Annotated in this window: 20 protein-coding genes; 13 read left to right on the top strand and 7 right to left on the bottom strand. The window is 73.9% G+C overall.

The window, feature by feature from the left end:
* Positions 1–83: 83 nt before the first annotated feature.
* Positions 84–356: a Sec-independent protein translocase subunit TatA gene (gene tatA / locus ACWEMJ_RS25760; protein WP_452139496.1), complete on the bottom strand. Its 273-nt coding sequence runs from the start codon at positions 354–356 to the stop codon at positions 84–86.
* 142 nt (positions 357–498) lie between these two features.
* Positions 499–2,031, bottom strand: coding sequence for an MFS transporter (locus tag ACWEMJ_RS25765; protein ID WP_452139497.1), 1,533 nt, complete (start codon positions 2,029–2,031; stop codon positions 499–501).
* A 109-nt stretch (positions 2,032–2,140) separates the two neighbouring features.
* Here ACWEMJ_RS25765 and ACWEMJ_RS25770 point away from each other — a divergent pair, with 109 nt between their 5' ends.
* Complete coding sequence (locus tag ACWEMJ_RS25770; protein WP_452139498.1) at positions 2,141–2,728, top strand: TetR/AcrR family transcriptional regulator; 588 nt, start codon at positions 2,141–2,143, stop codon at positions 2,726–2,728.
* Between the two features lie 28 nt (positions 2,729–2,756).
* Here ACWEMJ_RS25770 and ACWEMJ_RS25775 read toward each other — a convergent pair whose 3' ends face one another.
* Positions 2,757–3,092 (bottom strand): cupin domain-containing protein, encoded by a 336-nt coding sequence (locus tag ACWEMJ_RS25775; RefSeq protein ID WP_400891073.1) that lies wholly within the window; start codon positions 3,090–3,092, stop codon positions 2,757–2,759.
* 134 nt (positions 3,093–3,226) lie between these two features.
* Between ACWEMJ_RS25775 and ACWEMJ_RS25780 the strand changes: the two genes are divergently transcribed.
* Complete coding sequence (locus tag ACWEMJ_RS25780; RefSeq protein ID WP_452139499.1) at positions 3,227–3,484, top strand: hypothetical protein; 258 nt, start codon at positions 3,227–3,229, stop codon at positions 3,482–3,484.
* 56 nt (positions 3,485–3,540) lie between these two features.
* Here ACWEMJ_RS25780 and ACWEMJ_RS25785 read toward each other — a convergent pair whose 3' ends face one another.
* The gene (locus ACWEMJ_RS25785) at positions 3,541–4,698 is read right to left on the bottom strand and encodes an acyl-CoA dehydrogenase family protein (RefSeq protein WP_452139500.1); all 1,158 of its coding nucleotides are present in this window, start codon (positions 4,696–4,698) and stop codon (positions 3,541–3,543) included.
* A gap of 224 nt (positions 4,699–4,922) precedes the next feature.
* On the opposite strand from ACWEMJ_RS25785, the gene ACWEMJ_RS25790 reads away from it, so the two are divergent.
* The 7 genes from ACWEMJ_RS25790 to ACWEMJ_RS25820 all read left to right on the top strand — a co-directional run bounded on the left by ACWEMJ_RS25790 (position 4,923) and on the right by ACWEMJ_RS25820 (position 15,975).
* The gene (locus tag ACWEMJ_RS25790; RefSeq protein ID WP_452139501.1) at positions 4,923–5,666 is read left to right on the top strand and encodes an NYN domain-containing protein; all 744 of its coding nucleotides are present in this window, start codon (positions 4,923–4,925) and stop codon (positions 5,664–5,666) included.
* A gap of 219 nt (positions 5,667–5,885) precedes the next feature.
* Positions 5,886–7,838 carry an ATP-binding protein gene (locus ACWEMJ_RS25795; RefSeq protein WP_452139502.1) on the top strand — a complete coding sequence of 651 codons (1,953 nt, stop codon included), beginning with the start codon at positions 5,886–5,888 and terminating at the stop codon, positions 7,836–7,838.
* Positions 7,835–10,168, top strand: coding sequence for a tetratricopeptide repeat protein (locus ACWEMJ_RS25800; protein ID WP_452139503.1), 2,334 nt, complete (start codon positions 7,835–7,837; stop codon positions 10,166–10,168). Before ACWEMJ_RS25795 ends, ACWEMJ_RS25800 begins: the two co-directional genes overlap by 4 nt.
* A gap of 184 nt (positions 10,169–10,352) precedes the next feature.
* Entirely contained in the window at positions 10,353–12,074 is a 1,722-nt protein-coding gene (locus ACWEMJ_RS25805; protein WP_452139504.1) for a threonine/serine ThrE exporter family protein, read from the top strand.
* 43 nt (positions 12,075–12,117) lie between these two features.
* Positions 12,118–13,080: a hypothetical protein gene (locus ACWEMJ_RS25810; RefSeq protein WP_452139505.1), complete on the top strand. Its 963-nt coding sequence runs from the start codon at positions 12,118–12,120 to the stop codon at positions 13,078–13,080.
* A 237-nt stretch (positions 13,081–13,317) separates the two neighbouring features.
* Positions 13,318–14,562: a C40 family peptidase gene (locus ACWEMJ_RS25815; protein ID WP_452139506.1), complete on the top strand. Its 1,245-nt coding sequence runs from the start codon at positions 13,318–13,320 to the stop codon at positions 14,560–14,562.
* Between the two features lie 129 nt (positions 14,563–14,691).
* Positions 14,692–15,975: a GNAT family N-acetyltransferase gene (locus tag ACWEMJ_RS25820; RefSeq protein ID WP_452139507.1), complete on the top strand. Its 1,284-nt coding sequence runs from the start codon at positions 14,692–14,694 to the stop codon at positions 15,973–15,975.
* Positions 15,976–15,982: 7 nt separating this feature from the next.
* On the opposite strand, the gene ACWEMJ_RS25825 is transcribed toward ACWEMJ_RS25820, so the two are convergent.
* A complete protein-coding gene (locus tag ACWEMJ_RS25825; protein WP_452139508.1) occupies positions 15,983–16,768 on the bottom strand; it encodes a TetR family transcriptional regulator in 786 nt (261 codons plus the stop codon).
* A gap of 297 nt (positions 16,769–17,065) precedes the next feature.
* Between ACWEMJ_RS25825 and ACWEMJ_RS25830 the strand changes: the two genes are divergently transcribed.
* Positions 17,066–17,674 carry an N-acetyltransferase family protein gene (locus tag ACWEMJ_RS25830; protein ID WP_452139509.1) on the top strand — a complete coding sequence of 203 codons (609 nt, stop codon included), beginning with the start codon at positions 17,066–17,068 and terminating at the stop codon, positions 17,672–17,674.
* Between the two features lie 19 nt (positions 17,675–17,693).
* Here the strand turns inward: ACWEMJ_RS25830 and ACWEMJ_RS25835 are convergent, their stop codons facing one another.
* The gene (locus tag ACWEMJ_RS25835; RefSeq protein WP_452139510.1) at positions 17,694–18,908 is read right to left on the bottom strand and encodes an MFS transporter; all 1,215 of its coding nucleotides are present in this window, start codon (positions 18,906–18,908) and stop codon (positions 17,694–17,696) included.
* A gap of 114 nt (positions 18,909–19,022) precedes the next feature.
* Here ACWEMJ_RS25835 and ACWEMJ_RS25840 point away from each other — a divergent pair, with 114 nt between their 5' ends.
* On the top strand, positions 19,023–20,009 hold the full coding sequence (locus ACWEMJ_RS25840; protein WP_452139511.1) for a LysR family transcriptional regulator: 987 nt from the start codon (positions 19,023–19,025) through the stop codon (positions 20,007–20,009).
* A gap of 74 nt (positions 20,010–20,083) precedes the next feature.
* Here ACWEMJ_RS25840 and ACWEMJ_RS25845 read toward each other — a convergent pair whose 3' ends face one another.
* On the bottom strand, positions 20,084–20,692 hold the full coding sequence (locus tag ACWEMJ_RS25845; protein WP_452139512.1) for a YceI family protein: 609 nt from the start codon (positions 20,690–20,692) through the stop codon (positions 20,084–20,086).
* A gap of 244 nt (positions 20,693–20,936) precedes the next feature.
* Between ACWEMJ_RS25845 and ACWEMJ_RS25850 the strand changes: the two genes are divergently transcribed.
* Together ACWEMJ_RS25850 and ACWEMJ_RS25855 are read left to right on the top strand one after the other, a co-directional pair.
* Positions 20,937–22,001, top strand: coding sequence for an ATP-binding protein (locus tag ACWEMJ_RS25850; RefSeq protein WP_452139513.1), 1,065 nt, complete (start codon positions 20,937–20,939; stop codon positions 21,999–22,001).
* Positions 21,998–23,809, top strand: a complete 1,812-nt coding sequence (locus ACWEMJ_RS25855; protein WP_452139514.1) for a vWA domain-containing protein — start codon at positions 21,998–22,000, stop codon at positions 23,807–23,809. The genes ACWEMJ_RS25850 and ACWEMJ_RS25855 overlap by 4 nt, the downstream gene beginning before the upstream one ends.
* The last annotated feature ends 175 nt before the right edge of the window (positions 23,810–23,984 follow it).

A 23,984-nucleotide genomic window follows, 5' to 3' on the forward strand; every position in this document is an offset into this window, starting at 1 on the left:
ACTCGGGTACGACGAAGGAGCCCCGGACCGCGGTCCGGGGCTCCTCGGGGCTCGCGCGACGCCGGCCCGGGGCCGGCGGGGCGTCAGGCCGTGGTCTTCGGCGTTTCGGTGGCCTTGGTGACGACCGTCGGCTCGACGGCCTGGCGGGGCTGCTCGGCAGCCTGCGAGGCGGCGGTGCCGTTCTTCGCCTCGGCGGGGGCGTCGTCCTCGCGCAGGGCCTTGGTCTCGGCCTTCAGGATGCGCATCGACTTGCCGAGGCCGCGGGCCATCTCGGGCAGCTTCTTCGAGCCGAACAGCAGGACCAGCACCACCACCATGATGGCGATGTGCCAGGGCTCAAGACCGTTACGGAACATCCCTGACCACCGGTCCTTTCGTGGAAGTTCTCGCTGTGACGTCTGGGCCGGGCGGAAAGCCCGACTCGGCCAGTATGCCTGGCCTCATCGGCGAACGTATACACCCGTCGGCAAACAGCGGCCGAAATGCAGGTGATCCGAGTCATGTGGTCTGAACCACCTGGGAGTTCTTCGGGGCGGGCTGCCCGGCGGGGCGCAGGTGGCGCATCAGCAGGTGGGCGGCGAGGGCGGCGCCCAGCATCACCACGACCCCGACGACCGCGGCGAGGTGCAGGCCGGAGGTGAAGGCGTCGCGGGCGGCGGCGAGAAGTCGCTCGGCGGCGTCGGCGGGCAGCTGGGCGGCGGTGGTGACGGCCCCGCCGAGGGTGTCGCGGGCGGCCTCGGGGGCGGCGGCGTCCATCTCGGAGCGGTAGACCGCGGCGCCGGCCGCGCCGAGCACCGCGATGCCGAGCGAGCTGCCGAGTTCCTGGGCGGTCTCGGAGGTGGCTCCGGCGGCGCCGGCCCGTTCGGCGGGGGCGGCGGAGAGCACCATCTCGCCGGTGATGCCGACGGTGCCGACCGCGCCGGCCGAGATGATCCCGGCGGCGGTGAGCGGCAGCACCAGCGACGAGTCGGGGACCACGAAGGCCATCGCGGCGAACCCGGCGGCGGAGGCCAGGAAGCCGCCGGTGAGCAGGACCGCGGGCCGCACCCGCCCGGCCAGCGCGCCGAACCCGCCGACCGCCGCGCCGACGCCGACGCTCGGCAGCAGCGCCCACAGCGAGGCGGCGAGCGGCCCGTAGCCCTTGACCAGTTGCAGGTACTGGGAGGTGAAGAGGCAGAAGCCCATCATGGCGAACATCGCGATGGTGTTGACGGTGATCGCCCCGCTGTAGGTGCGGATCCGGAACAGCGACAGGTCGATCAGCGGGTGCGCGGCGGTGCGCAGCCGCACGGCGAGGCAGGCGCCGGCCAGCAGCCCGGCGGCGAGGACCAGCGCGGGGCGCGGCGTCCAGCCGTCCACCGCCAGGGTCTTGACGCCGTAGACGACCGGCAGCACGGTGGCGACCGACAGCGCGGCGCCGGCCAGGTCGAAGCGGCCCTGCTGCGGGGCGCGGTACTCGGGGAGCAGGAACGGCGCGGCGACCAGCGTCAGCACCATCGCGGGGACGGCGACCAGGAAGGCCGAGCCCCACCAGAAGTGCTCCAACAGCAGTCCGCCGACCACCGGCCCGAGGGTGGCGCCGGCCATCATGACGCCGCTCCAGGCGCCGATCGCGGCCTGCCGCTGCCTGGGGTCGGGGAACATGTTGCGCACCAGGGCCAGGGTGGAGGGCCCGAAGACCGCGCCGGTGACGCCCAGCAGGGCCCGGGCGGCGATCAGCTGGTTCGCGCCGTCCGCCCACGCGGCCGCCAGCGAGACCGCGGCGAACGCGGCGGTGCCGCCGATCAGCAGCCGGCGCCGGCCGATCCGGTCGCCCAGGACGCCCATCGGGATCAGCAGCCCGGCCAGCAGGAACGAGTACATGTCCATGATCCACAGCTGCTGGGTGCCGCTGGGCCGCAGGTCGGTGGCGATGAACGGGACGGCGAAGAACAGCACGCCCATGTCCATGGCGAGGACGAGGGTCGGCAGCAGGAGGAGGGCGAGGCCCAGCCATTCGCGTCGGCCGGCGCGGCCGTGGTCGGTGGTCATGGCGAGGACTGTACGGACGTCTTGCACGGCTGTCTAGTACAAGCGTCTCAATCAAACGTTCCAGACGGGCGAGCAAGACAACCGTCTTGGACGGCGCTAGCATCGGCGCATGGGAAATCGCGAGGACCTGCTGGCCAGCGCCAAGCACTGCCTGTACGAGAAGGGCTACGGGCGCACCACCGCCCGGGACATCGCCGGCGGGGCCGGCGTCAGCCTGGCCGCGATCGGCTACCACTACGGCTCCAAGGACGCCCTGCTGGTCCAGGCGCTGGTGGAGGCGATGGGGGAGTGGGGCAACGCGGTCGGCTCCGCGCTGGCCGGCGCGGCGGACATCACCGACCCGAGGGAGCGCTTCGTCCGCTCCTGGGACGCCATGCGGGACAGCTTCGCCACCCACCGGGGGCTGTGGACGGTGCAGTTCGAGATCCTCGGGCAGCTGGAGAGCCTGCCGCAGCTGCGCGAGCAGCTGGGGCAGGCGCAGAAGCTGGGCCGGCTCGGCCTGGCCGCGCTGTTCCAGGGCAAGGCCGAGCACGAGGACACCCCGGACGAGCTCGCCAAGGGCGTCTTCTACCAGTCGCTGCTGCTCGGCCAGGCCGCGCACTGGCTGATCGACCCGGACGGGGTGCCCGGCGGCGAGGACTACCTGCGGGCGATGGCGCTGGTGAGCGGCGACGTGCTGGGCGCGCCCGCGCCCTGAGCGCCGCCCGGGTCGGCGAGGGTGCTGGTCACGCGGTGACGGCGGTGAGCAGCACCACCGCGTCGGTGTGGGCGAGCAGCCCGTGCCGCTCCTGCGGGACGGAGTGCAGCTCGCCCGCCGTGGCGTCCTGCTGCCGGCCGGCCACCGTCAGCGCGACCCGGCCGCGCAGCACCTGGAGGCTGGCGGCGACCGGGGCGTTGTGCTCGTCCAGCACCGCGCCGGCGCGCAGCGCGATCACGGTCTGCCGCAGCACGCCGTCGTGCAGCAGCAGGTGGGCGCTGCGGCCGTGCGGGCTGGCGGCGGCCTTGGCGGCGTGTTCCTCCGCCAGCGCGTTCAGGTCGATCCGGGCCGGCTGCTCGGTCATCGCGTCCTCCTCCGTCGGTCCCCGGGGCCGACCCTAGGCAGGGTCGGCGGGCGCCGCGCGCTGGGCCACGCGCAGGGGGCAACGCGGGCCCGGTTCGGGGTGCGGGGCCCGGCGGGCGGCCCGATGGTGGTGCCATGGCGACCAATCACACACTCATCGGCGGCTTCCAGGTGAACCGCGGCATGCTCACCGTCGGCGCGGCCCTCACGGGCATCGGCGCCCTGGTCGGACTGACCGGCACGGCCCTGGTCTGCGTCGCCCTGGCGAACGCGGGCCGGGGCTGGATCCGGCAGTTGGAGACCCATCCGGCCGCGCTCGCGCAGCGCACCGTGCACCAGGCGAAGGCGGCCTCGGCGGCCGGGCTGGAGGCGTGGCGGGCGAGCGCGAACTGACCGCGGACACGGCGGAGGCGGGCGCCCCGGAAAGGGCGCCCGCCTGGCGAACAGCGTTACAGGCCGAGCGACTTGGCGATGATGGTGCGCATGACCTCGCTGGTGCCGCCGTAGATCCGGAACACCCGGTTGTCGGTGTAGAGGCGGGCGATCGGGTACTCCAGGATGTAGCCGTAACCGCCGTGCAGCTGGAGGCACTTGTCGATCACCTCGGAGGCCGACTCGGTGCAGAACAGCTTGGCCGCGGCGGCGTCCGCCACCGTCAACTCGCCGTTCTGGTACAGCTCCAGCGCCTGGTCGACCATGGCCTGCTGGGCGAGCACCTGGGCCTGGCAGTCGGCCAGCGAGAACTTGGTGTTCTGGAACTCGGCGACGGCCTTGCCGAACACCTTGCGCTCCTTGACGTACTGCACCGCGAACCGCACGGCGGCGGCCGCCGAGGCGTACGCGCCGACGGCGATCGCCAGGCGCTCCTGCACCAGGTTGTGGGTCAGGTAGGAGAACGCCTTGCCCTCCTCGCCGAGCAGGTTCTCCACCGGGACGCGCACGTCGGTGAAGGACAGCTCGGCGGTGTCGGAGGTGCGCAGGCCGATCTTCTGCAGCTTGCGGCCGACGGCGTAGCCCTCGGAGGAGGTGTCCACGCACAGGATGGACAGGCCGGCCCGGCGGTCCGCCGGGTCGTAGGGGGCGGTGCGGCAGACCACCAGGACCAGGTCGGCGAGCACGCCGCCGGTGATGAAGGTCTTGGCGCCGTTGAGCACGTAGTGGGTGCCGTCGGCGGACAGCTTCGCGGTGGTGGCGATGCCGGCCAGGTCGGAGCCCGCGCCCGGCTCGGTCATCGCGATCGCGGTCATGATCTCGCCGGTGACGAAGCCCGGCAGCCAGCGCCGCTTCTGCTCCTCGGTGGCGTACTCCATCAGGTAGGGCAGCACCAGGCCGGTGTGCACGCCGGAGGAGCCGAAGGTGACGCCCGCGCGGGCGGTCTCCTCGTAGATCACCGCCTGGTACTTGAAGCCGGTCTCGCCGGCGCCGCCGTACTCCTCCGGGACCTCGATGCCGAAGACGCCGAGCTCGCCCAGCTTGCGGTAGAAGTCCCGGGGCGGGTGGCCGGCCTCCTCCCAGCTCTCGTAGACCGGGACGACCTCGTTGGCGACGAAGTCCCGGATGGTCTCCCGGAAGGCCTCGTGGTCCTCGTTGTACACGGTGCGGCGCACGGTGCGCTCCCTTCGGCGGCGGTTGATCGGATCAAGTTTCCCGCCAGTAGCTTGTGCTGTCCAGGGTGGCCGCCGACCCGTTCGGCGGCCATCGGCCGAGGTCAGCCGCGCGGGGGCGGCGCGCCCCGCCGGGTGGGGCGGGGGTGCCCGACCGGATGTCGGCCGGGTCTGCTGGGATGGCTCCCGGGGGCACGGGCGCCTCGGCCGACTGCGACGGGAGCCGCATGGACAACGGGAACACGGCGAAGCTGGCGGTGCTGATCGACGCCGACAACGCGCAGGCGTCGATCGTCGAGCACCTGCTGGCGGAGGTCGCCAAGTACGGGACGGCGCACGTCAAGCGGGCCTACGGCGACTGGACCGGCCCGGCGCTGAAGGGCTGGAAGGCGCAGCTGCTGGCGCACTCGATCCAGCCGATGCAGCAGTTCGCGTACACCACCGGCAAGAACGCCACCGACGCGGCGATGGTGATCGACGCGATGGACCTGCTCTACACCGGCCGGTTCGACGGCTTCTGCCTGGTCTCCAGCGACAGCGACTTCACCAGGCTGGCCTCCCGGATCCGCGAGTCGGGGCTGACGGTGTACGGCTTCGGCGAGCGCAAGACGCCGTCGGCGTTCGTCGCGGCCTGCGACAAGTTCATCCACACCGAGAACCTGACCGTGCCGGTGGTGCACGCCGTGGTGCCGGCCCAGCAGCCGGCGCCCGTGGCGGTGCGGGAGTTGGACGCGGCGATGGCCGGACTGCTGCACAGCGTGCTGGAGGCGGCGTCCGGGGACGACGGCTGGGCGCACCTCGGCGAGGTCGGCAATCAGATCCGCAAACGCAAGCCGGACTTCGACCCGCGCACCTACGGGTTCCAGAAGCTGATGCCGCTGCTGGAGGCGAACGCCGAGTTCGAGGTGGTCAAGCGCGACCCCGGTGAGGGCAACCCGCCGATCGCCTACGCCCGGACCCGGCGCAAGTAATTCGGGGGCGCGGTGGTCTCCCTGCAAACTGTGCGAAAGTCGCGCGGCGGGCGGCCGACCGTTTCGTCCCGATCCGTAAATGGCCCGGGATTTCGGCGGGTTGGCGGCATCCCGGGTGATCACCCGTGCCCCGGACCGAAGTTGACCGAGTATCGACAGAAAAAGAGGAAATCCGAAAACAGTGGTCGCCCGATAGTCGTACTGGCACACTGGGGCCTCATGTCTGATGGCCTTCCCCCCGCTTCCGGCGCCGACGGAAGTGGCGTCGAATTTCCCGCAGCCGAGAACTCGGAGAATCTCCGCACCACGGAGGTCGACCTCGGCGGCCTGGTCGGCGTGCTCGCCACGCACCTCTACTCGACGCCGCTGGTGGCGCTTCGCGAGCTGGTGCAGAACGCGCACGACTCGCACACCCGGCGCAAACTGGAGGACCCGGAGGGCGCCTACCGGCCGCTGATCCGGGTGACCGGCGACCCGGCCGCGCGGACCGTGGCGATCGAGGACAACGGGGCCGGGCTGACCGAACCCGAGATCCACGCCTACCTGGCCACCGTCGGCACCGGCTACACCCGGATGCTGCGCGACCTGACCGGGAACCAGGAACTCATCGGCGCGTTCGGACTGGGCTTCCTGTCCGCCTTCTCGGTCGCCGAGGAGGTGACCGTCACCACCGCCTCGCACCGCGAACCGCACGCCGCGCACACCTACCGCAGCCGCGGCGGCGAGCAGTACAGCGTCGAACCCGCCGCCCCCCGGCCCGCGCCCGGCACCGTGGTGACGCTGCGGCTCAAGCCCGAGCACGCCCACCTCGCCGACCAGGACGCGCTGCGCGAAGTCCTCGCCCGGTACTGCGTGCTGCTGCCCATCGAGGTGTTCGTCGGCGCCGACCAGGAGGCCGTCAACAACGTCGTGGTGCCCTGGCGGCAGGACGCCCCCGGCGCCCCCCACCTGCACCGGATGCGCTTCGCCACGGCGTTCGCCCGCAGCTTCGAACCGCTCACCGCGTTCCCCGTGCAGCCCGCCGACGACCGCACCGACGCCGTCGGACTCCTCTGGGTGCAGGACGGCGGCACCTACGGCTCCACCGACAACCGCGACCTCGCCGTCTACCTGCGCGGCATGCTGCTCGCCGACGACGCCCGCGACCTGCTGCCCAGCTGGGCCGGCTTCATCGGCGGCGTCGTCGAGTCCAGCCGGCTCACCCCCACCGCCAGCCGCGAGGACCTCCAGCGCGACGACCACTACCGGGCCCTCCAGCAGGCCCTCGCCGACGCCATCGTCGACGGCCTGTACGAGACCGCCCGCCTGCACCCCGCCGCCTGGCGGCGGATCCTCGCCCGGCACGGCCAGGAACTGCTCGGCGCGGCCCTCTGCGACGACCGGCTGTTCACCCTGCTCGCCGACGACGTCCCCGTCCCCACCTCGCAGGGCGACCTCACCGCCGGCGCCCTGCGCGCCGCCGGCGACGGCGCCGTGCACGTCGCGCTCGGCAGCGGCGGCGGCTTCGAGGAGATGCTGTACCGCGCCATGCAGGTGCCGATCGCCCGCGGCGACCGGTACGCCGTGCTGCCGTTCCTGCGCCGCTACGCCCAGCTGCGGGACTGCCGGATCGTCGAACTCGGCAGCGAGAGCGGCAACCGCGAACTCTTCCGCGCCCCCGACCTGCCGCTGCCCGCCGAACAGCAGGCCTGGCTGAGCGCCGCGCTCACCGACGACGGCGAACAGCTCGTCCCCGCCCGCTTCGACCCGCCCGGCCTGCCGCTGGTGCTGGTGCCCGACCGCGAGGCCGAGCTGAAGGCCCGGATCGAGGACGACCAGGCCGACGCCCGCATCCCGTCCGCCGCACTGCGGCTGGCCCGGGCGTTCACCGCGCGCACCGACGGCACCGTCAAGGCCCGGCTCTACCTCAACCTGGCCTCGCCCGCCGTCGCCGACCTGCTCGCCGCCTACCGCGCCGGCCGCACCGGCGCCGCCACCGCCGCCGCGCTGCTGCGCTCGCTCAAGGTGATCATGGCGGCGGCCTCCGGCTCGGCCGGCGGCGACCTGACCGCCGCCCTCGGCGGCGTCTCCACGGCGATCGCCGCCCTCACCGCGGCCGTCCCCGCCGACGGCCTGTCGGTGGTGCCCGACACCATCTCCGCAGACACTCCGCAGGGGGACGAGGAACGATGACCACCGACATCTGGTCCTGGGTGCACGACGCCCACCGCCAGCTCGCCGAATCCGGCCAGCACCGGCTCGCCGACGCGCTCGCCGAGATCGCCGGCCACGCCGTCGAGGGCCGCAACGAGCAGCTCGACGCGATGTACCCCGAGGCGCTCGCCTCCGCCCGCGCCCTCGGCCTGCCCTGGGTCGAGGTCTTCCTGCGGCACTGGCGGCTGCAGAACCTGCTGAACAAGCGCTACCAGGGCGAGGCCGCGATGTCCGAGGCGGTGTCGCTGCTGGAGTTCGCGCACCGCGAGGAGACCGCGTCCTGCCCCCAGTCGGTGTGCGCCGTCCAGGACTTCACCATCTGCCACGCCAACATCGACGGCCCCGGCTACGTGCCCGAGCGGCTCGCCGTGCTGGAGGAGACCCTGGAGCGGGTCGAACCCGCCCGGGCCTGCTTCGACTGCCTGTCCCGCGAGTACGCCGACACCCTGGAGGACGACGGCCGCCCCGCCGACGCCCTGACCCACCTCGACCGCGCGCAGACCCGGATCCAGGCCGCCGGCGAGAAGGTCTCGCTGGGCTTCGCGCACAGCCGGGCCTCCGCCCTGCACCGGCTCGGCCGGCACCAGGACGCCCTGGACGCCTACGACACCGCCGAACACGCCTACGTCGCCGCCGGCAACCGCCTCGACGACGACGACCGCCGCAAGCTCGCCGTCGGCCGAGCCCTCCAGCACGCCGCGCTCGGCCGCACCGGCCCCGCCCTCGACCTGCTGCCCGCCGCCGAGGAGGCCGACCGCTTCCCCGACATCCGGCACCGCTGGACCGCCGCCGTCGAACTGCTCGTCGCCGCCGGCGAGTTCCCCAACGACGCGGTCCTCGGCGCCCGGCTGGCCGGCTGGGCCGGCGAACTCGACGCCGTCGGCTCCCACCGCCCGTCCCTGGTGCTGCTGCTGGCCGCCGGCCGGCTCGCCCTCGCCCGCGGCGCCCGCGAGGTCGCCCGCACCCTGGCCCGCACCGCCGAACGCAAGCTCGGCCAACTGCGCCGCACCGAAGGCATCGCCGAGCAGGTGGCCGAGCTCCGGGCCGCCGCCGAAGCCCTGCCGCTCGCCGAACTGCCCGTCCCCGCCGGCGAGTTGCCGCAGTGGCTGGCCGAGAACCGCCCCGAGCCGGAGACCGGCGCCGACCTGCTGGCCGCCGCCCTCGCCGGCGCCGAGGAACCCGACACCGTCCTGGTGCTCAACCTGGCCGGCGCCCTCGGCGCCCTCGGCCACACCCGCGCCGTCACCGAACTGCTCTGGGCCCAGCTCGAACGCGACCCCGGCAGCGAGTACCTGATCGACATGCTCGGCCAGCTGCTGATCGACGCCCAGGACGGCGACGGTGTCGACCGGCTCGCCGAGCGGCTGTCCGCCGAACCCGCGAACGCGCACTGGCTGCGCGCCCGCTGGGCCGCCGCCCAGGGCCGCTGGGCCGAGGTCGGCGAACAGTGCGCCGCCGTCCTCGCCCACGAGCCCGGCGCCCTCAACACCCGCCGGCTCGCCGGCGCCGCGGCCACCCGGCGCGGCGACCACGCCGAGGCCCAGCGGCTCTACCAGGACCTGCTGGAACACGCCCTCGACCCCGCCGAGGCCGGCGAGGACGAGCAGCACCGCACCGTCCAGCCCCCCGACCTGTGGCACCTGGTCACCGCCGCCACCGCCAACCGCGACTGGCCCGCCGTCCGCGCCGCCGGCGCCCGCCTCGGCATCGAGTTCGACACCGACAGCGGCCCCGTCGACGAGGAGTGGCAGCTCATCGAGCTCCGCGCCCCCCGCCACAACGGCACCACCGTCGACCTGCCCGCCCTGCGCACCGGCCCGGCCACCGCCCGGGTGCTGCCGGTGCTCGGCGACGGCCACGAGCTCAACCACGGCGACGTGGTGGTGTTCTCCCCGGCCGTCCTCAACGACCGCCCCGAGTCCGGCGAGGAGGACGACTGGCGCCCGGTCTTCGAGCACCTCACCCTGCTCGACCCGGCCGGCTACACCACCTACTGGATCGACGGCTGCTGCCCCGACGACGAGACCTGGTACGCCCTGCGCGGCGCCCTCCAGGACGCCGGCTACGCGGTGTGGGCCTACAGCGGCGACCAGTACCGCATCACCGACCCGCACCACGAGGGCGAGACCCTCCCCGGCATCTACGCCGCCCTCGGCGTCCCGCCCACCGCCTCCGCCAAGGACGCCGACGCCCTCCTCACCACCCTCACTGCCCACTGGCCCCACCCCCTCGCCTGGCCCGCCCTCGCCGAAGCGGCCGGCACCGACCTCGACCGCCACCGCAAAATCGTCGACGACTACGACCTGTAGCCCACCCCCACCACCGCCCGCGGCCCGACCCCGGACCGCGGGCGGAGCCGTGCCCCGACCTCGGGTTTCCGAGCGGCGGCGGCAGTGGGAGGGGGACCCCTTGTTCGCACCCGAGGGGGGGATCGGGCAAGGTGGAGCCAGTAGGCAGCCCGACCGGGCGGCTGCCGGGGTGGCGGAGGAAGCCGTGTCCGAACGCGAGCCGGAGGGCGCAGCGGCGCAGGAGGCGCCGCCCACCGAAGGGCTGCTCGGGCCGGACGCGCCGCCCATCGAACGGCCCGTCAGCGTTCCGCACGCGCCCGCGCCCGCGCAGACGGAGGGCCTGCTCGGCCACAGTCCCGCCGCCGCCGAGGCCGCCGAGGCCGTCCGGGCCCGCAACCCCCTCGCGCAGGACACCCTCACGCCCGAGGAGTGGAACGCCGCCGGGTACACCCCCGCGTACGGCCTGGACCTGACGGAGCTGCACAAGGGCGCCCCCGGCGACGCCCCCTGGCCGGACCGGATGCGCACCCTGCTGCGCACGCCGATGGCCGAGCGCCCCGCGTTCGAACGCACCCCGCGCGAGCTGCACCCGTCCGCCGGGGCGCAGGCCCAGCGCAACGTGCCCCGGGTGCTCGACCTGTCGCTGCGGATCGGCGAACTGCTGCTGGCCAGCGGCGAGGCCGCCGAGGACGTCGAGGCCGCGATGCTCGGCATCGCCCACGCCTACCGCCTCGACCACTGCGAGCCGCAGGTCACCTTCACCCTGATCTCGATCTCCCACCAGCCCTCGCTGATCGACCCGCCGGTCACCGCGGACCGCGTGGTGCGCCGCCGCACCTCCGACTACACCCGGCTGGCCGCCGTGTACGAGCTGGTCGCCGACATCACCGCGGAGAAGGTCACCGTCAACGACGCCTACCGGCGGCTCGCCGAGATCCGCCGCAACCGGCACCCGTACCCGGCGTGGCTGCTGTCGATGGCCACCGGGCTGCTGGCCGGCGCGGCGTCGTTCCTGGTCGGCGGGAAGGTCGACGGCAAGGCCTGGCTGGTGTTCGGCGCCGCGTTCGCCGCGGCCGTGGTCGGCGACCGGCTGGCCTCGCTGATCGCCCGCCGCGGGCTGCCCGAGTTCTACCAGTTCGTGATCGCCGCGATGCCCGCCGCGCTCTGCGGCATCCTGCTCTCCTTCAACGAGCTGCACCTGCGCGGCTCCGTGGTGATCACCGGTGGCCTGTTCGCGCTGCTGCCCGGACGCGCCATGGTCGCCGCCGTGCAGGACGGCCTGACCGGCTTCTACATCACCGCCGCCGCCCGGCTGCTGGAGGTGATGTACCTGGTCGCGGGCATCGTGATCGGCGTGATGCTGGTGCTGTACATCGGCGTCAACTACAACGCCAAGCTGCGGCCCGACGAGTCCATCGGCGGCACCACCTCCCCACCGGTCCAGATGATCGCCGCGCTGGTGCTGGCCCTCGCCTTCGCGATGCTGCTGCAGACCGACCGGCGCGCGCTGCCGATGGTGGTGCTGAACGCCGGCATCGGCTGGTCCACCTACGGCGTGCTGGTCTACAACGCCGGGATCTCGGCGATCGTCGCCACCGGCCTGGCCGCCGGCCTGGTCGGCCTGTTCGGCCAGCTGCTGGCCCGCTACCGGGCGTCCTCCGCGCTGCCGTACGTGACCGCCGCGATGGGCCCGCTGATGCCCGGTTCGGCGCTCTACCTGGGCATGCTGGCGTTCGCCCAGGGCCACGCCTCCAGCGGCCTGGTCTCCGCCAGCCGCGCCGTCGCGCTGGCGCTGGCGCTGGCCATCGGCGTCAACCTGGGAGGCGAGGTCGCCCGGCTGTTCCTGAAGAACCCCGGCGCCAGCGACCGCGACGCCCCGCACCTGCTGATCCCGCGCCGGGCGGCGAAACGCACCCGCGGCTTCTGACCCGCCGCCGACCGGACCGAACCGAGATCAAAGGCACCACCCGATGCTCAGCGCCCTGCTCGACGGCTACCGCCACCACATCGTGGACGCCCACAAGCAGCCCCTGTTCCTGCTGCTCGTCGGGTTCATCGCCTCCTTCGTGTTCATCCGCTTCAGCACCCGGATGATCCGCGCCCAGGTCCGCTGGTGGCCCGGCAACATCACCCCCGGCGGGCTGCACATCCACCACATGGTGTTCGGCCTGGGCTTCCTGCTGCTCGGCGGCATCGGCGTGTTCGCCACCAACGGCGGCCACCCGTGGATCGACTGGTTCGGCCTGTCCTTCGGCATCGGCTGCGGCCTGGTGCTGGACGAGTTCGCGCTGATCCTGCACCTGGACGACGTGTACTGGAGCGAACAGGGCCGCAAGTCGGTGGACGCGGTGATCCTCGGCATCCTGCTCACCGCGCTGCTGCTCACCGGCTACGTCCCGCTCGGCCTGGTGCCCAACCAGAGCACCCGCTGGGGCGTGGTCGCGGTGATCGCCGGCAACGCGCTGGTCAGCCTGATCGCCCTGCTCAAGGGCAAGGTGTGGACGGGGCTGCTGGGCATCATGGTGCCCGGCCTGTCCTGGATCGGCGCGATCCGGCTGGCCCGCCCCACCAGCCCCTGGGCGCGCTGGCGCTACGCCGGACGCCCCCGGCGGATGGCCCGGGCGCAGCGGCGCGAGCGGCGGCTGCACGCCCGCACCGACCGGGCCCGCACCTGGCTGTTCGACCTGATCGCCGGCGCGCCCGACAAGGTGCCGGCCGGCCACCCCAAGGCGCACGCCGTGGCCGAGCGGATGGCCGCCCGGGCGCTGGCCCACCGCCGGCCCGCGCTGCCGCCCGGGGGCCGCCGGGCGGCCGCCTCCGTCCCCGCCGGCGATCCGGCCCGGCGGGCCCGCGCGCAGCGCCGCCGCCGCACCGTCCGGGCCGGGCGGCCGCGCACCACGGCCACCGGCAAGCCGCCGCAGCGGTCGCGCTGACGAGGCGCGCGGGCGGGCGCGGGGACGGGGTGCGCCGACGGGGTGCGCGCGGCGCGTGCGGGGGGCGCGAGTGGCGCGCCGACAATCGGACATCTCACCCGGGTGGTCGCATTTCGATGGCGCTGACCCCCCGTCAGGTCTGAGAATCTGACGGTGCGTGAGCGAATTGTCACGTGATGGGACAGTCGGCCGATTCCTCCGGTCGAACAGCAGCACATCGTCGAGGAAGGACCCTCCATGTCACACAGGTTCCTCCCCGCACTCCTGCTCGCCGCCGCCGCGATGCTCGGGCTGCTGCCCGCCGCGAGCGCCCCCGCCGCCCCCGTCCCCGCCGTCCGGCCCGCCGACGACCCCGACGACGAGGCGTACCCGTCCGCCGAGGAGGTCGCCCGGGCCAAGGCCGAGGCCAACGCCAAGGCCGCCGACGCCACCGCCCTGGAGGCCAAGCTCGCCGCCGCCCGCGCCGAGCTCGACAAGGCCGGGCAACTCGCCGAGCAGGCCGTCGAGGCGTACAACGGCGCCCTCGCCCGGCTCGCCAAGGCCCAGCAGGCCGCGAAGGCCGCCGCCGCCCGCTCCGTCGCCGCCGAGGCCGCCCGGGTCCGCGCCGCCGACCGGGCCGCCGGGCTGCTCGCCGAGATGTACCGGCAGGGCGCCTCCCCGCAACTCGCCGCACTGGACGCGATGCTGGCGGCTCGCGGGCCCGCCGAACTGTCCGCCCAGGCCACCGCCGTCAGCATCGCCGGCGCCCAGACCCGGCAGATCCTCGACGACGCCACCCGCACCGCGAAGGCCGCCGCCCGCGCCGCCGCCGACGCCCGCACCGCCGAGGCCTCCGCCCGCGCCGCCGCCGACACCGTCCGCACCGCCAAGGACGCCGCGCAACGGCGACTCGCCGACCAGGAACGCCAGGTCACCGAGATCGGCAAACGCCAGGACACCCTGCTCGCCGAACTCGCCGCCGCCCGCGACACCAGCGTCGACCTCGAACGCCAACGTCAGGAGGCGCTGGACGAGATCGCCCGCCGCGAGGCCGAGGAGGCCGCCCGCCGCGCCGAGGCCGAACGCGCCGCCGCCGCCAAACTGCACCCCGTCCCGGACCGCGAGAAGCCCTGGTCCGCCGAGGGCGCCCAGGCCGCCGTCGACTTCGCCCGCTCCGTCATCGGCCTGCCCTACATCTGGGGCGGTGAAGGCCCGCAGGGCTACGACTGCTCCGGCCTGACCATGATGGCCTGGCGCAAGGGCGGCAAGAATCTCACCCACTTCGCCGCCGACCAGTACGCCGAATCCACCCCCGTCGGCTACGACCGCCTCCGCCCCGGCGACCTGGTCTTCTGGACCAAGACCGGCCGCGCCGCCGACATCTACCACGTCGCCCTCTACATCGGCGACGACCAGATGATCGAGGCCCCCCGCCCCGGCACCGACATCAAACAGGCCAGCCTCTGGATCATGGGCCGCCCAGACTTCTACGCCCGCCCCTGACCGCCGGTCGACCCCCGGACCGGCCGGTGGCCGGCCCCGTGGCAGGCTGCCGCGGCCGGCCCCTGACGCCCCGTCGGTGGGCGGGGAAAACCGGGTGACGCGTTTCGGGGCCCGCCGTACCGTGGCCGGATGGGCACCAGCGCGCAGCACCAGGGCATCGAGATCCGGCCGATCACCAGGGACGAACTCGCCGTGTGGGACAGGGCGATCGCCCGCGGCTTCCTGCGGCCGCACGTCGCCGAGGCCACCGAGTGGCGCGAGGCCCTGTTCGAGCCGGGCCGGATGCAGGCGGCCTTCGACCACACCGACCCGACGCCCGACGGGCCGCGCTGCGTCGCCACCTTCCGCAGCTTCGACACCGAGCTGACCGTCCCCGGCGGCGCCCGGATCGCGGTGGACGCCGTCACCGGCGTCACGGTCAACTCCACCCACCGCCGGCGCGGCCTGCTCAGCGGCATGATGCGCCACGACCTGAACGCCGCCCGCGAGCGCGGCCTGCCCGCCGCGATCCTGATCGCCGCCGAGTACAACATCTACGGCCGCTTCGGCTTCGGCCCCGCCACCCGCAGCACCGGCTGGCAGGTGGACGTGCTGCGCTCCGGCGGCCTGCGGGCCCACCTGCCCGTGCACCGGGGCCACCGGATCGACTTCGCCACCCTGGAGGAGGTCCGCAGGCTCGGGCCCGAGCTGCACGAGCGCTGGCGGCCCACCCAGCCCGGCGCGATCGGCCGCCCGACCGCCTGGTGGCAACTGCGCACCGGCGAGATCGACCTGCCCGGCTTCGAGTGGAAGGAAGGCTTCACCGCCCTCCACCGCACCGCCGACGGCACCGTCACCGGCCTGATCAACTACACCGTGGACGACAAGTTCGACGGCGCCTACCCCGACTGCCCGCTGAACGTCCGGGACTTCCTCGCCCTCGACCAGGAGTCCGCCAACGCGCTGTGGGCGTTCGCCTTCTCCGTCGACTGGGTGCGCCACGTGACCGCCCCGCACCTGCGGCCCGACGACCCGCTGCCGCTGCTGCTGAACGACCCGCGCGGCGCCCGCCGGCACGGGGACGACTCCGACTTCACCTGGCTGCGCCTGCTCGACCTGCCCGCCGCGTTCGCCGCCCGCACCTGCACCGCCCCCGGCCGCCTGGTGCTGGACGTCACCGACCCCGAGGGCTGGACCGCCGGCCGCTGGGCGCTTGAGGCCGCGCCCGACGGCACCGGCCGGCTCACCCCCACGCGGGACGCGGCGGACCTCGCGCTCGGCGTCGACGTCCTCGGCACCCTCTACCTCGGCGGGGACACCGCCATCCGCCTCGCCGACGCCGCGCTGCTCACCGAACTGACCCCGGGGGCCGCCGCCCGGGCGGACGCCCTGCTCCGCCCGGCCCGCGCGCCCTGGAACCCGGACAGTTTCTGAGCGCGGATCAGTCGGCGGTGGGAGGCTGCTTGACGGCGGTCTTCCCGATGGTCGGCAGAATGAAATCCTGAATGAGGCCCTTGGCGTCCCGGACGATCGGTCGGAATATCCGATAGCGCGAGAGATTGATCACCCGGGCCGCCATCGGCGTCGACCGGCGGACGAATTCGCGGGTGCGCTCGGTGTCCTCGGTGCGGTCGAAGACCCAGTAGAGGACGACGACCATCAGGTGCAGCCACAGCACGTCGGGCAGCAGCTCGACCAGCTCGGCGTCCAGCTTGGGGGCGAGTTCGGAGCCCTGGAGGACCTCGCGGAACAGCTCGACGGCGGTGGCCCGGGCCGGGTGCGACTCGTTGGAGAACGGGCTGAGCGAGCTGCTCGGGTCGGCGGCGGTGCGGAAGAACTGCGCGGAGAATTCGTGGTACGGGGCCGCCGTGTCCAGCCAGGAAGTGAGTGCGATCTCCAGTCGGGTGGCGAAATCGCGGGTTTCGGCCATGCGCTTCCTGGCGTCCGCCGCGTGGTCGTACGTCATCCGGTCGTAGAATCCCTGGATCAGGAATTCCTTCGCCGAGAAATAGTAATAGGCATTTCCGACCGAAACGCCCGCCTCGGCGGCGATCGCCCGCATGGTGGTCTTCTCGTAGCCGCGTTCCTGGAACAGCCGCATCGCGGTCTCCAGGATCAGGGCCCGGGTGGCCTCGCTCTTGTCCGTCTTCGGCTGGGCCCGGCCGCCCGCGAGTTCGGCGGCGGGCGCGCCGGTGCCCGGTTCGTCCCGGTCGCTCGCGTCGTCCACGTCGCCCGACCCTACCGGGCCCTGTCCGGGCCGTTGCCGGTCGATTCCTGGCACCTTCGCCCCGCCTGCCATTCGCTCGTGCCCCAGTCAGCTGTGGAAACCGAGCCTAGCCCGGACCGGGACAACTCCGGACCGGGAGGGCGAATCGGCCCCCGCCCGGTGCCCCCCGGCACCGGGCGCGCCATCCCCCCGACCCCATGGGCCGCATAATTTCGAACGCGTTCAAAATTCTCCCTGGGATGACTCCAGGGCACCGGCTGAACACGTTCAACCCCCGCCGTGTGCCACGCTGGTGACATGCCCGCCACCCTGCGCGAAGGCGGCGCACCCGACGCCGCCGCCGTCGCCGCCCTGCTCACCGCCAGCCGCCGCAGCGCCTACGCCGGACTCGTCCCGGACGCCGCGCTCGCCGCCGACGGCGGACAACACCTGCTGTGGGAACTGCGCCTGGGCGCGGACTACGGCCCGCCCGCCGACACCCCGACCCTGCTGCTCGCCGAGGACCCGGACGGCGCCCTCGCCGGCTTCGCCTACCTGGTGCCGGACGGCGACGTCGTCCGCCTGGAACAGCTCCACGTCCGCCCCGACCGCACCGGCCGCGGCCTCGGCACCCGCCTGCTGCACGCCGCCCTCGCCCGCTGCCCGGACCGGCCCGTGCGCCTCGACGTCCTGGCCGCCAACCACCGCGCGATCGCCTTCTACGAACACCACGGCGCCCACCGCACCGGCCACGGCACCGCCCACTTCCCGGACGGCACCGCGCTCCCGCAGTACGAGTACGGCTGGGAAGGCGGGAGGGGGCGTGACCAGGGGGCGCGTGGGGGTACCTCCCGGCCCGCCAGGGCTGGGGGAGAACTGCGCGAAGGGGAACGCACACGTCGGGAAGATCGCGACGCCGGACGATGACCTGCAGGTGCTCGCGACCTCACGGACCGGGTCGCCGAGCCTTGAGCGCCGCCGGAACGGCAGCCGCCAGCGCCACCGCCGCGGCCCCCACCGGCAGCAGGTACCCCGTCGCCGGCGAGCTGTGCTGAACGACCGCGCCCCCCAGCGTCGCCCCGGCCGAGATGCCGACCAGGATCGCCGCGACCGCCAGCGCCATCGCCTCGTTCAGACGGTGCGCCGGCAGCCGCTCCTGCACCAGCGTCATGCCGCTGATCATGGTGGGCGCCGTCCCCGACCCGGCGGCCAGCAGCGCCAGGCCCAGCACCACCACGCCCGCCCCGGCCCGGCTCGCGGCCAGCGGGAGCAGCATCAGCACGGCCATCGCCCCCGCGCCGAGCGCCAGCCGGACCGCGACCGGCCGCCGCGGCCGGATCGCGCCGAACGCCAGCCCGGAGACGCAGGACCCGGCCGCGACCAGGGCCAGCAGCAGGCCGCCCGCCGACTGCCGGCCGAGCGCGTCGGTGTAGGCGAGCGTGGTGACCTCCTGCGAGCCGAACAGCACGCCGGCCGCCAGGAAGCCGGCCAGCAGCGCCGGGAAGCCGGGGGTGCGGACCAGCGCCCGCCCGGCGGCGGCGTGCGGGGCCGGTGCGGCGAGCGGCGGTTCGGTGCCGCGCTGGGCGGCGAACAGCAGGGTGCCGACGGTGCCCAGGGTCCAGGCGGCGAGCAGTCCGGCCTCGGGGGCGACGGCGGTGGCGAGGGCCATGCCGAGGACCGGTCCGGCCATGAAGCACAGCTCGTCCAGCGACTGTTCGAGCGCGTTGGCCCGGTGCAGCGCCGCGTCGTCGTCGCGGTGCAGGTGCGCCCATCGGGCCCGGGCCATGCCGCCCAGGTTGGGGCTGCTGCCGGACAGCGCCCAGCACAGGAAGAGCGTCCAGTCGGGTGCGCCGGAGCGGACGCACAGCAGCAGCGCACCCGTCGGCAGCGCGGTGGCGAGGACGGCGGGCACCGCGACCCGGGCCTGCCCGAGCCGGTCGACCAGCCGCCCGAGCAGCGGCATCAGCGCGGCCCCGGCCAGCACCCCGACCGCGGAGACCGCGCCGGCCAGCGCGTACGAGCCGCGCCGGTCGGCGATCAGCACCACGATGGAGACGCCGTACATGGCCAGCGCGAGCCGCCCGAGCAGTCCGGCCAGGGTGAACGCGAGGGAGCCCGGCGCGGCGAACACCGGGCGGTAGCGGGCGAGGGGCAGCGACAACGTACGACTCCGGGGGAGAGGAAAGGGGGATCCCCACCCTCGGCCCAGGTCCGGCGTGCGGTCCAACACTTAAATCCGACCGATTGACCGGTTTCTGTTGTTAATCTCCCCGCCGTGCCCCACGACGTCCACCCCCGCCTGCTGCGCAGCTTCACCGCCGTCGCCGAGACCCTGCACTTCGGCCGCGCCGCCGAGCGCCTGCACCTGGCCCAGCAGGCCGTCAGCCGGGACGTGCAGGCGCTGGAGCGCGAACTCGGCTGCGCGCTGTTCCAACGCTCCACCCGCAGCGTCGAGTTGACCGACACCGGCGTCGCCCTGCTGCCCAAGGCCCGTCAACTGCTGGAGCTCCAGCGCGAGATCACCGCACTGGGCGGCGCGCGGGCGCTGCTGGTGGACGTCAACAGCGCCGGGGGAGACCGCGAGCTCACCGCCGAGCGGGTGCTCGCCGCCGCCCGCCGGCGCCGCCCGGAGGCCGAACTGCTGGCCCGCTACCAGGGCGGACTGGCCGCCGCTGCAAGGGAGTTGGCGGCACACCGGCTGGACGTCTCGTTCGGGCGGTACGCCGGTCTGCCGGCCGCCGTGCGGTCCCGGCTGGCGCACACCCCGGTGCGGCTGGAGCCGATGGCGGTGTTCCTGCCGCTCGGGCATCCGCTGGCCGCCCTGCCCGCCGTGCCGCTGGCCGCGCTGGCCGGGCATCCGGTGGACGTGTTCGCGGGGCAGCCGGACACCGCCGAGTGGACCGACCTCGGCCTGCGGCTGCTCGCCGAACACGGCCTGGCCGCCGCGCCCGGCCGCACCCCGCCGGTCGGCGCCGCCGAGTTCGCCCGCTACCTGACCCGGCACGGCAGTCCGGTCCTCACCACCACCGAAGCGCCGGACATCCCGGGCGGGATCGCCCGGCCGCTGGTCGACCCGGTGCCGCTCAGCCTGGTCGGCCTGGTGCACCGGCCCGGACTGCGCCACCCCGGACTGACCGCCCTGTGCGAAGCGGCGGCCGAACTCGCGTCCGCCGAAGGCTGGTTGAGGCATCCGGCGGGAAGCTGGCTGCCGGTCGAGGACGCCGCGCTGCTGCGCCGGGCCGATGCCGGGTCCGGTGGCTGAAAACGGCGGCGCCCCCGCCGAGGGGGACGGCGGGGGCGGTACCGGGGGCCGCGGTGCGGCCGGGGCAGACGGTCTCAGGAGGCTCGCACGGCGGAGATGTCCAGCGTCAGCTTGACCTTCTCGCCGATCAGCACGCCGCCGGTCTCCAGCGCGGCGTTGTAGGTCAGGCCCCAGCTGGTGCGGTCCACGGTGGTGCCGCCCTCGAAGCCGACCCGGTTGGCGCCGTACACGTCGGTGGCCGCGCCGGTGAACTCCAGGTCGAGGACGACCGGGCGGGTGGTGGCCTTGATGGTCAGGTCGCCGTGCAGGCGGTAGGTGTCGCCGTTGACCTGCTCGGCGGAGGTCGACTTGAAGGTGATCTCCGGGTAGGTGTCGGCCTCGAAGAAGTCGCCGGTGCGCAGGTGCTCGTCGCGCTGGGCCTGGTTGGTGTGGATGGAGGCGACCTTGATCACCAGATCGGCGGTGGAGGCGGCCGGGTTGGCGCCGTCCAGGTGCAGCTTGCCCTCGTACTCGGTGAACTCGCCGCGGACGTTGGTGACCATCGCGTGGCGGACCGCGAAGCCGATCTTCGAGTGGGTGTTGTCGATGGTGTAGTCGCCGGTCAGGTGCGCCAGGTCCGGGCCCTGGACGGCGGCGGCCGGGGCGGTGGTGGCGGTGTTCTTGCTGCGGTTGAAGATGCCCATGGCTTCTCTCCTTGGTGAGGGTCGAAGCCATTTGTTGAGGCTTCAACTTGTTCGTGACTTCACCGTACCTCGATCTGGTTCAACTTTCAACCATGAAGTTGAAAGTTGTCCGATCTGGGCTCCGGAGGGGTTGTCCCCAGCCTGTGGACGGCCCGGACGGAGGCGGAAAACCGGGTGCGCCGGGCCGCCCGGCCGGTTCACACTGACCGCCGAACCCCACCCCAGCCGCTCCCCGAGGAGACTCGTGCAGTCAGCCGTCACCGTGTCGCCGTCCCAGGTCCCCGAGCTGCTGCTCGGCCTCGCCACCGTGCGGCCGGTGTTCCTGTGGGGAGCGCCCGGCATCGGCAAGTCCTCGCTGGTCAACCAGTTCGCGGACTCGCTCGGCCTGGAATGCGTCTCGCTGCTCGGCACCCAGCTCGCCCCCGAGGACCTGATCGGCGTCCCGCAGATCACCCCCGAGGGCCGCTCCCGGTTCTGCCCGCCCGAGACCATCGCCCGCGACCAGCCCTACTGCCTGTTCCTGGACGAGCTCAACGCCGCCACCCCGGACGTCCAGAAGGCCTTCTACTCGCTGATCCTCGACCGCCGGATCGGCAACTACGAACTCCCGCCCGGCTCCATCGTGATCGGCGCCGGCAACCGCGCCACCGACGGCGCCCTCGCCCGCCCCATGCCGTCCGCCCTGCTCAACCGCCTGGTCCACGTCCACCTGCGGGCCAGCGCCGACGACTGGCTCGGCTGGGCCGCCGGCCACGGCATCCACCCGTGGATCGTCGACCACCTCACCGACCGGCCCGACCACCTGTGGTCCGCCCCGCCCAAGACCGAGGAAGCGTTCTCCACCCCGCGCGCCTGGCACATGCTCTCCGACGCGCTGCACTCCTTCGGCGCCGGCCTCGACGAAGAGACCCTCAAGGTCCTCGCGCACGGCCTGCTCACCCCCGCGCACGCCGTCGCCTTCTGCGGCTACGCCAAGATCGTCCGCAACGCGTACGGACTGGAGGCCATCCTCAAGGGCGACGCCTCCTGGCCGCACCGGATCGAGGACCGCGACCTGCTCTACTACCTCGCCGACTCCTTCCGCGGTCGCCTGGTCAAGGAACTGCCCGCCCGCAAGGAACACGCCTCGCCGACCGTCCGCCAGCGCGCCTACCGCTCCAAGTCGCTGCTGGTCCAACTCGCCGAGATCTCCGTCGAAGTCGCCCAGACCGTGATCGCCGACGGGCCCGACGGCAACCCCGTGCTGCCGTCCTGGTTTCTCATCGAAGCCGCCCGCGACCTGCCCCGACTCGTCGAGGCCCGCCGGTGAGCACCCGCCGCCCCGCCGAGAAGAAGCCCGAACAGGACCCGGCCAAGGTCGCGTTCGCCGCCGGACTCGCCAAGGTCAAGGCCAACCCCGCGCTCGCCGCCGTCCCCGCCACCGTGTGCACCACCGGCGAGGACCACTGCTCGCTGCACCCCACCACCGGCTGGGCCGTCGTCACCTCCAACGGAACCCTGCACACCCACCGCACCCGCCGCGCCGAACCCGACGAATGGGCCTGGGCCCTCGCCCACGCCCTGCTCCACCTCGGCTTCGGCCACCTCCCCGCCGCCCGCGGCCCCCGCACCCAGCCCGACGAGCCCGAACTCGCCGCCCGCTGCACCGTCGTCAACCGCTTCCTCGCCACCTTCCACATCGGCCGCGCCCCCGACGACCTCCCCGCCGTCTGGCCCGGCGGCGACGAGGAGACCCTCGCCGCCCGCTGGCGCCGCGACGGCATCCCCGCCGAATACCGCGCCTGCGGCACCGGCGGCGACCTGCCCGACCAGCTCCTGCACGGCTGGTACGGCCAGCAGGACCCCGAGGACTGGACCCTCGCCTTCGCCCACGCCCTCACCCGCACCGTCTCCGCCGCGATGGACCTGGCGGCCGGCCGCCGCGAACACCTCGACGGCCCCCGCCTCCCGCAGCGCCCCTGGGAACGGGCCCTCAGCTGGTTCGTCTCCCACTACCCGCTGCTCGGCGGCCTCGCCGCCGGCCTCACCCTGGTCGCCGACGCCGAACTCGCCCGCGCCCACGGCATCACCATCGCCGCCGTCAACGCCGAAGCCGGCGAGATCTACCTCAACCCGCTGCGCCACCACACCGACGAGGAGTGGCGCTTCGTCCTCGCCCACGAGATGCTGCACGCCGCCCTCCGCCACGGCGACCGCACCGGCGGACGCGACCCCTACCTCTTCAACGTCGCCGCCGACTACGTCATCAACGGCTGGCTGCTGGAGATGGGCGTCGGCGACATGCCCGAAGGACTGCTCCACGACCCCGAGCTGAAGGGCCTCTCGGCCGAAGAGGTCTACGACCGGATCGTCCGCGACCAGCGCCGCCTGCGCCGCCTCGCCACCCTGCGCGGCAAGGGCCTCGGCGACATCCTCGGCGAACCGCTGCCCCGGGCCGGGGGCGGCGGCTACGTCGACCTCGACGAGTTCTACCGCCGCGGCCTGCTCCAGGGCTTCGACCTGCACACCCGCGAACGCGGCCTGCTGCCCGCCGGACTGGTCGAGGAGATCCGCGCCCTCGCCCACCCGCCACTGCCCTGGGACGCGCAACTCGCCCGCTGGTTCGACGAGTTCGTGCCCCGCCCGGAACCGCTGCGCTCCTACGCCAGGCCGTCCCGGCGGCAGTCCGCCAGCCCCGACATCCCCCGGGCCGGCCGCTACTCCCCTCCGGAGGAGACCCCGCGCTGCACCTTCGGCGTCGTCCTCGACACCTCCGGCTCCATGGACCGCCGACTCCTCGGCAAGGCCCTCGGCGCCATCGCCTCCTACGCCGCCGCCCGCGACGTCCCCGCCGCCCGCCTCGTCCACTGCGACGCCGCCCCCCACGACGCCGGCTACCTCCCGGTCACCGAACTCGCCACCCGCACCCGCGTCCACGGCCGCGGCGGCACCGTCCTCCAACCCGCGATCGACCTCCTCACCCGCGCCCAGGACTTCCCGCCCACCGCGCCGATCCTGATCATCACGGACGCCGAATGCGACGTGCTGCGCGTGCCCCGCCGAGAACACGCGTACCTGATCCCGAGGGGCGCGACCCTGCCGTTCACCCCGCGCGGGCCGGTGTTTTACGTTGCCTGAAGGCGAGCGGGCGGGCGCGAAGACGGGGAGAGCACAACCAGGGGCGCGGGGAACTGCGCGAGGCGGAAGGCATCCCACCGCAAAGATCGCGACGCAGGACAATGACCTGCACGTGATCGCGACCTTGCGGACGTGACTTGCGCTTGTCGCGCAGTTCCCCGCTCTCCCCGCTCTC

Source organism: Kitasatospora sp. NPDC004531 (assembly GCF_053602195.1).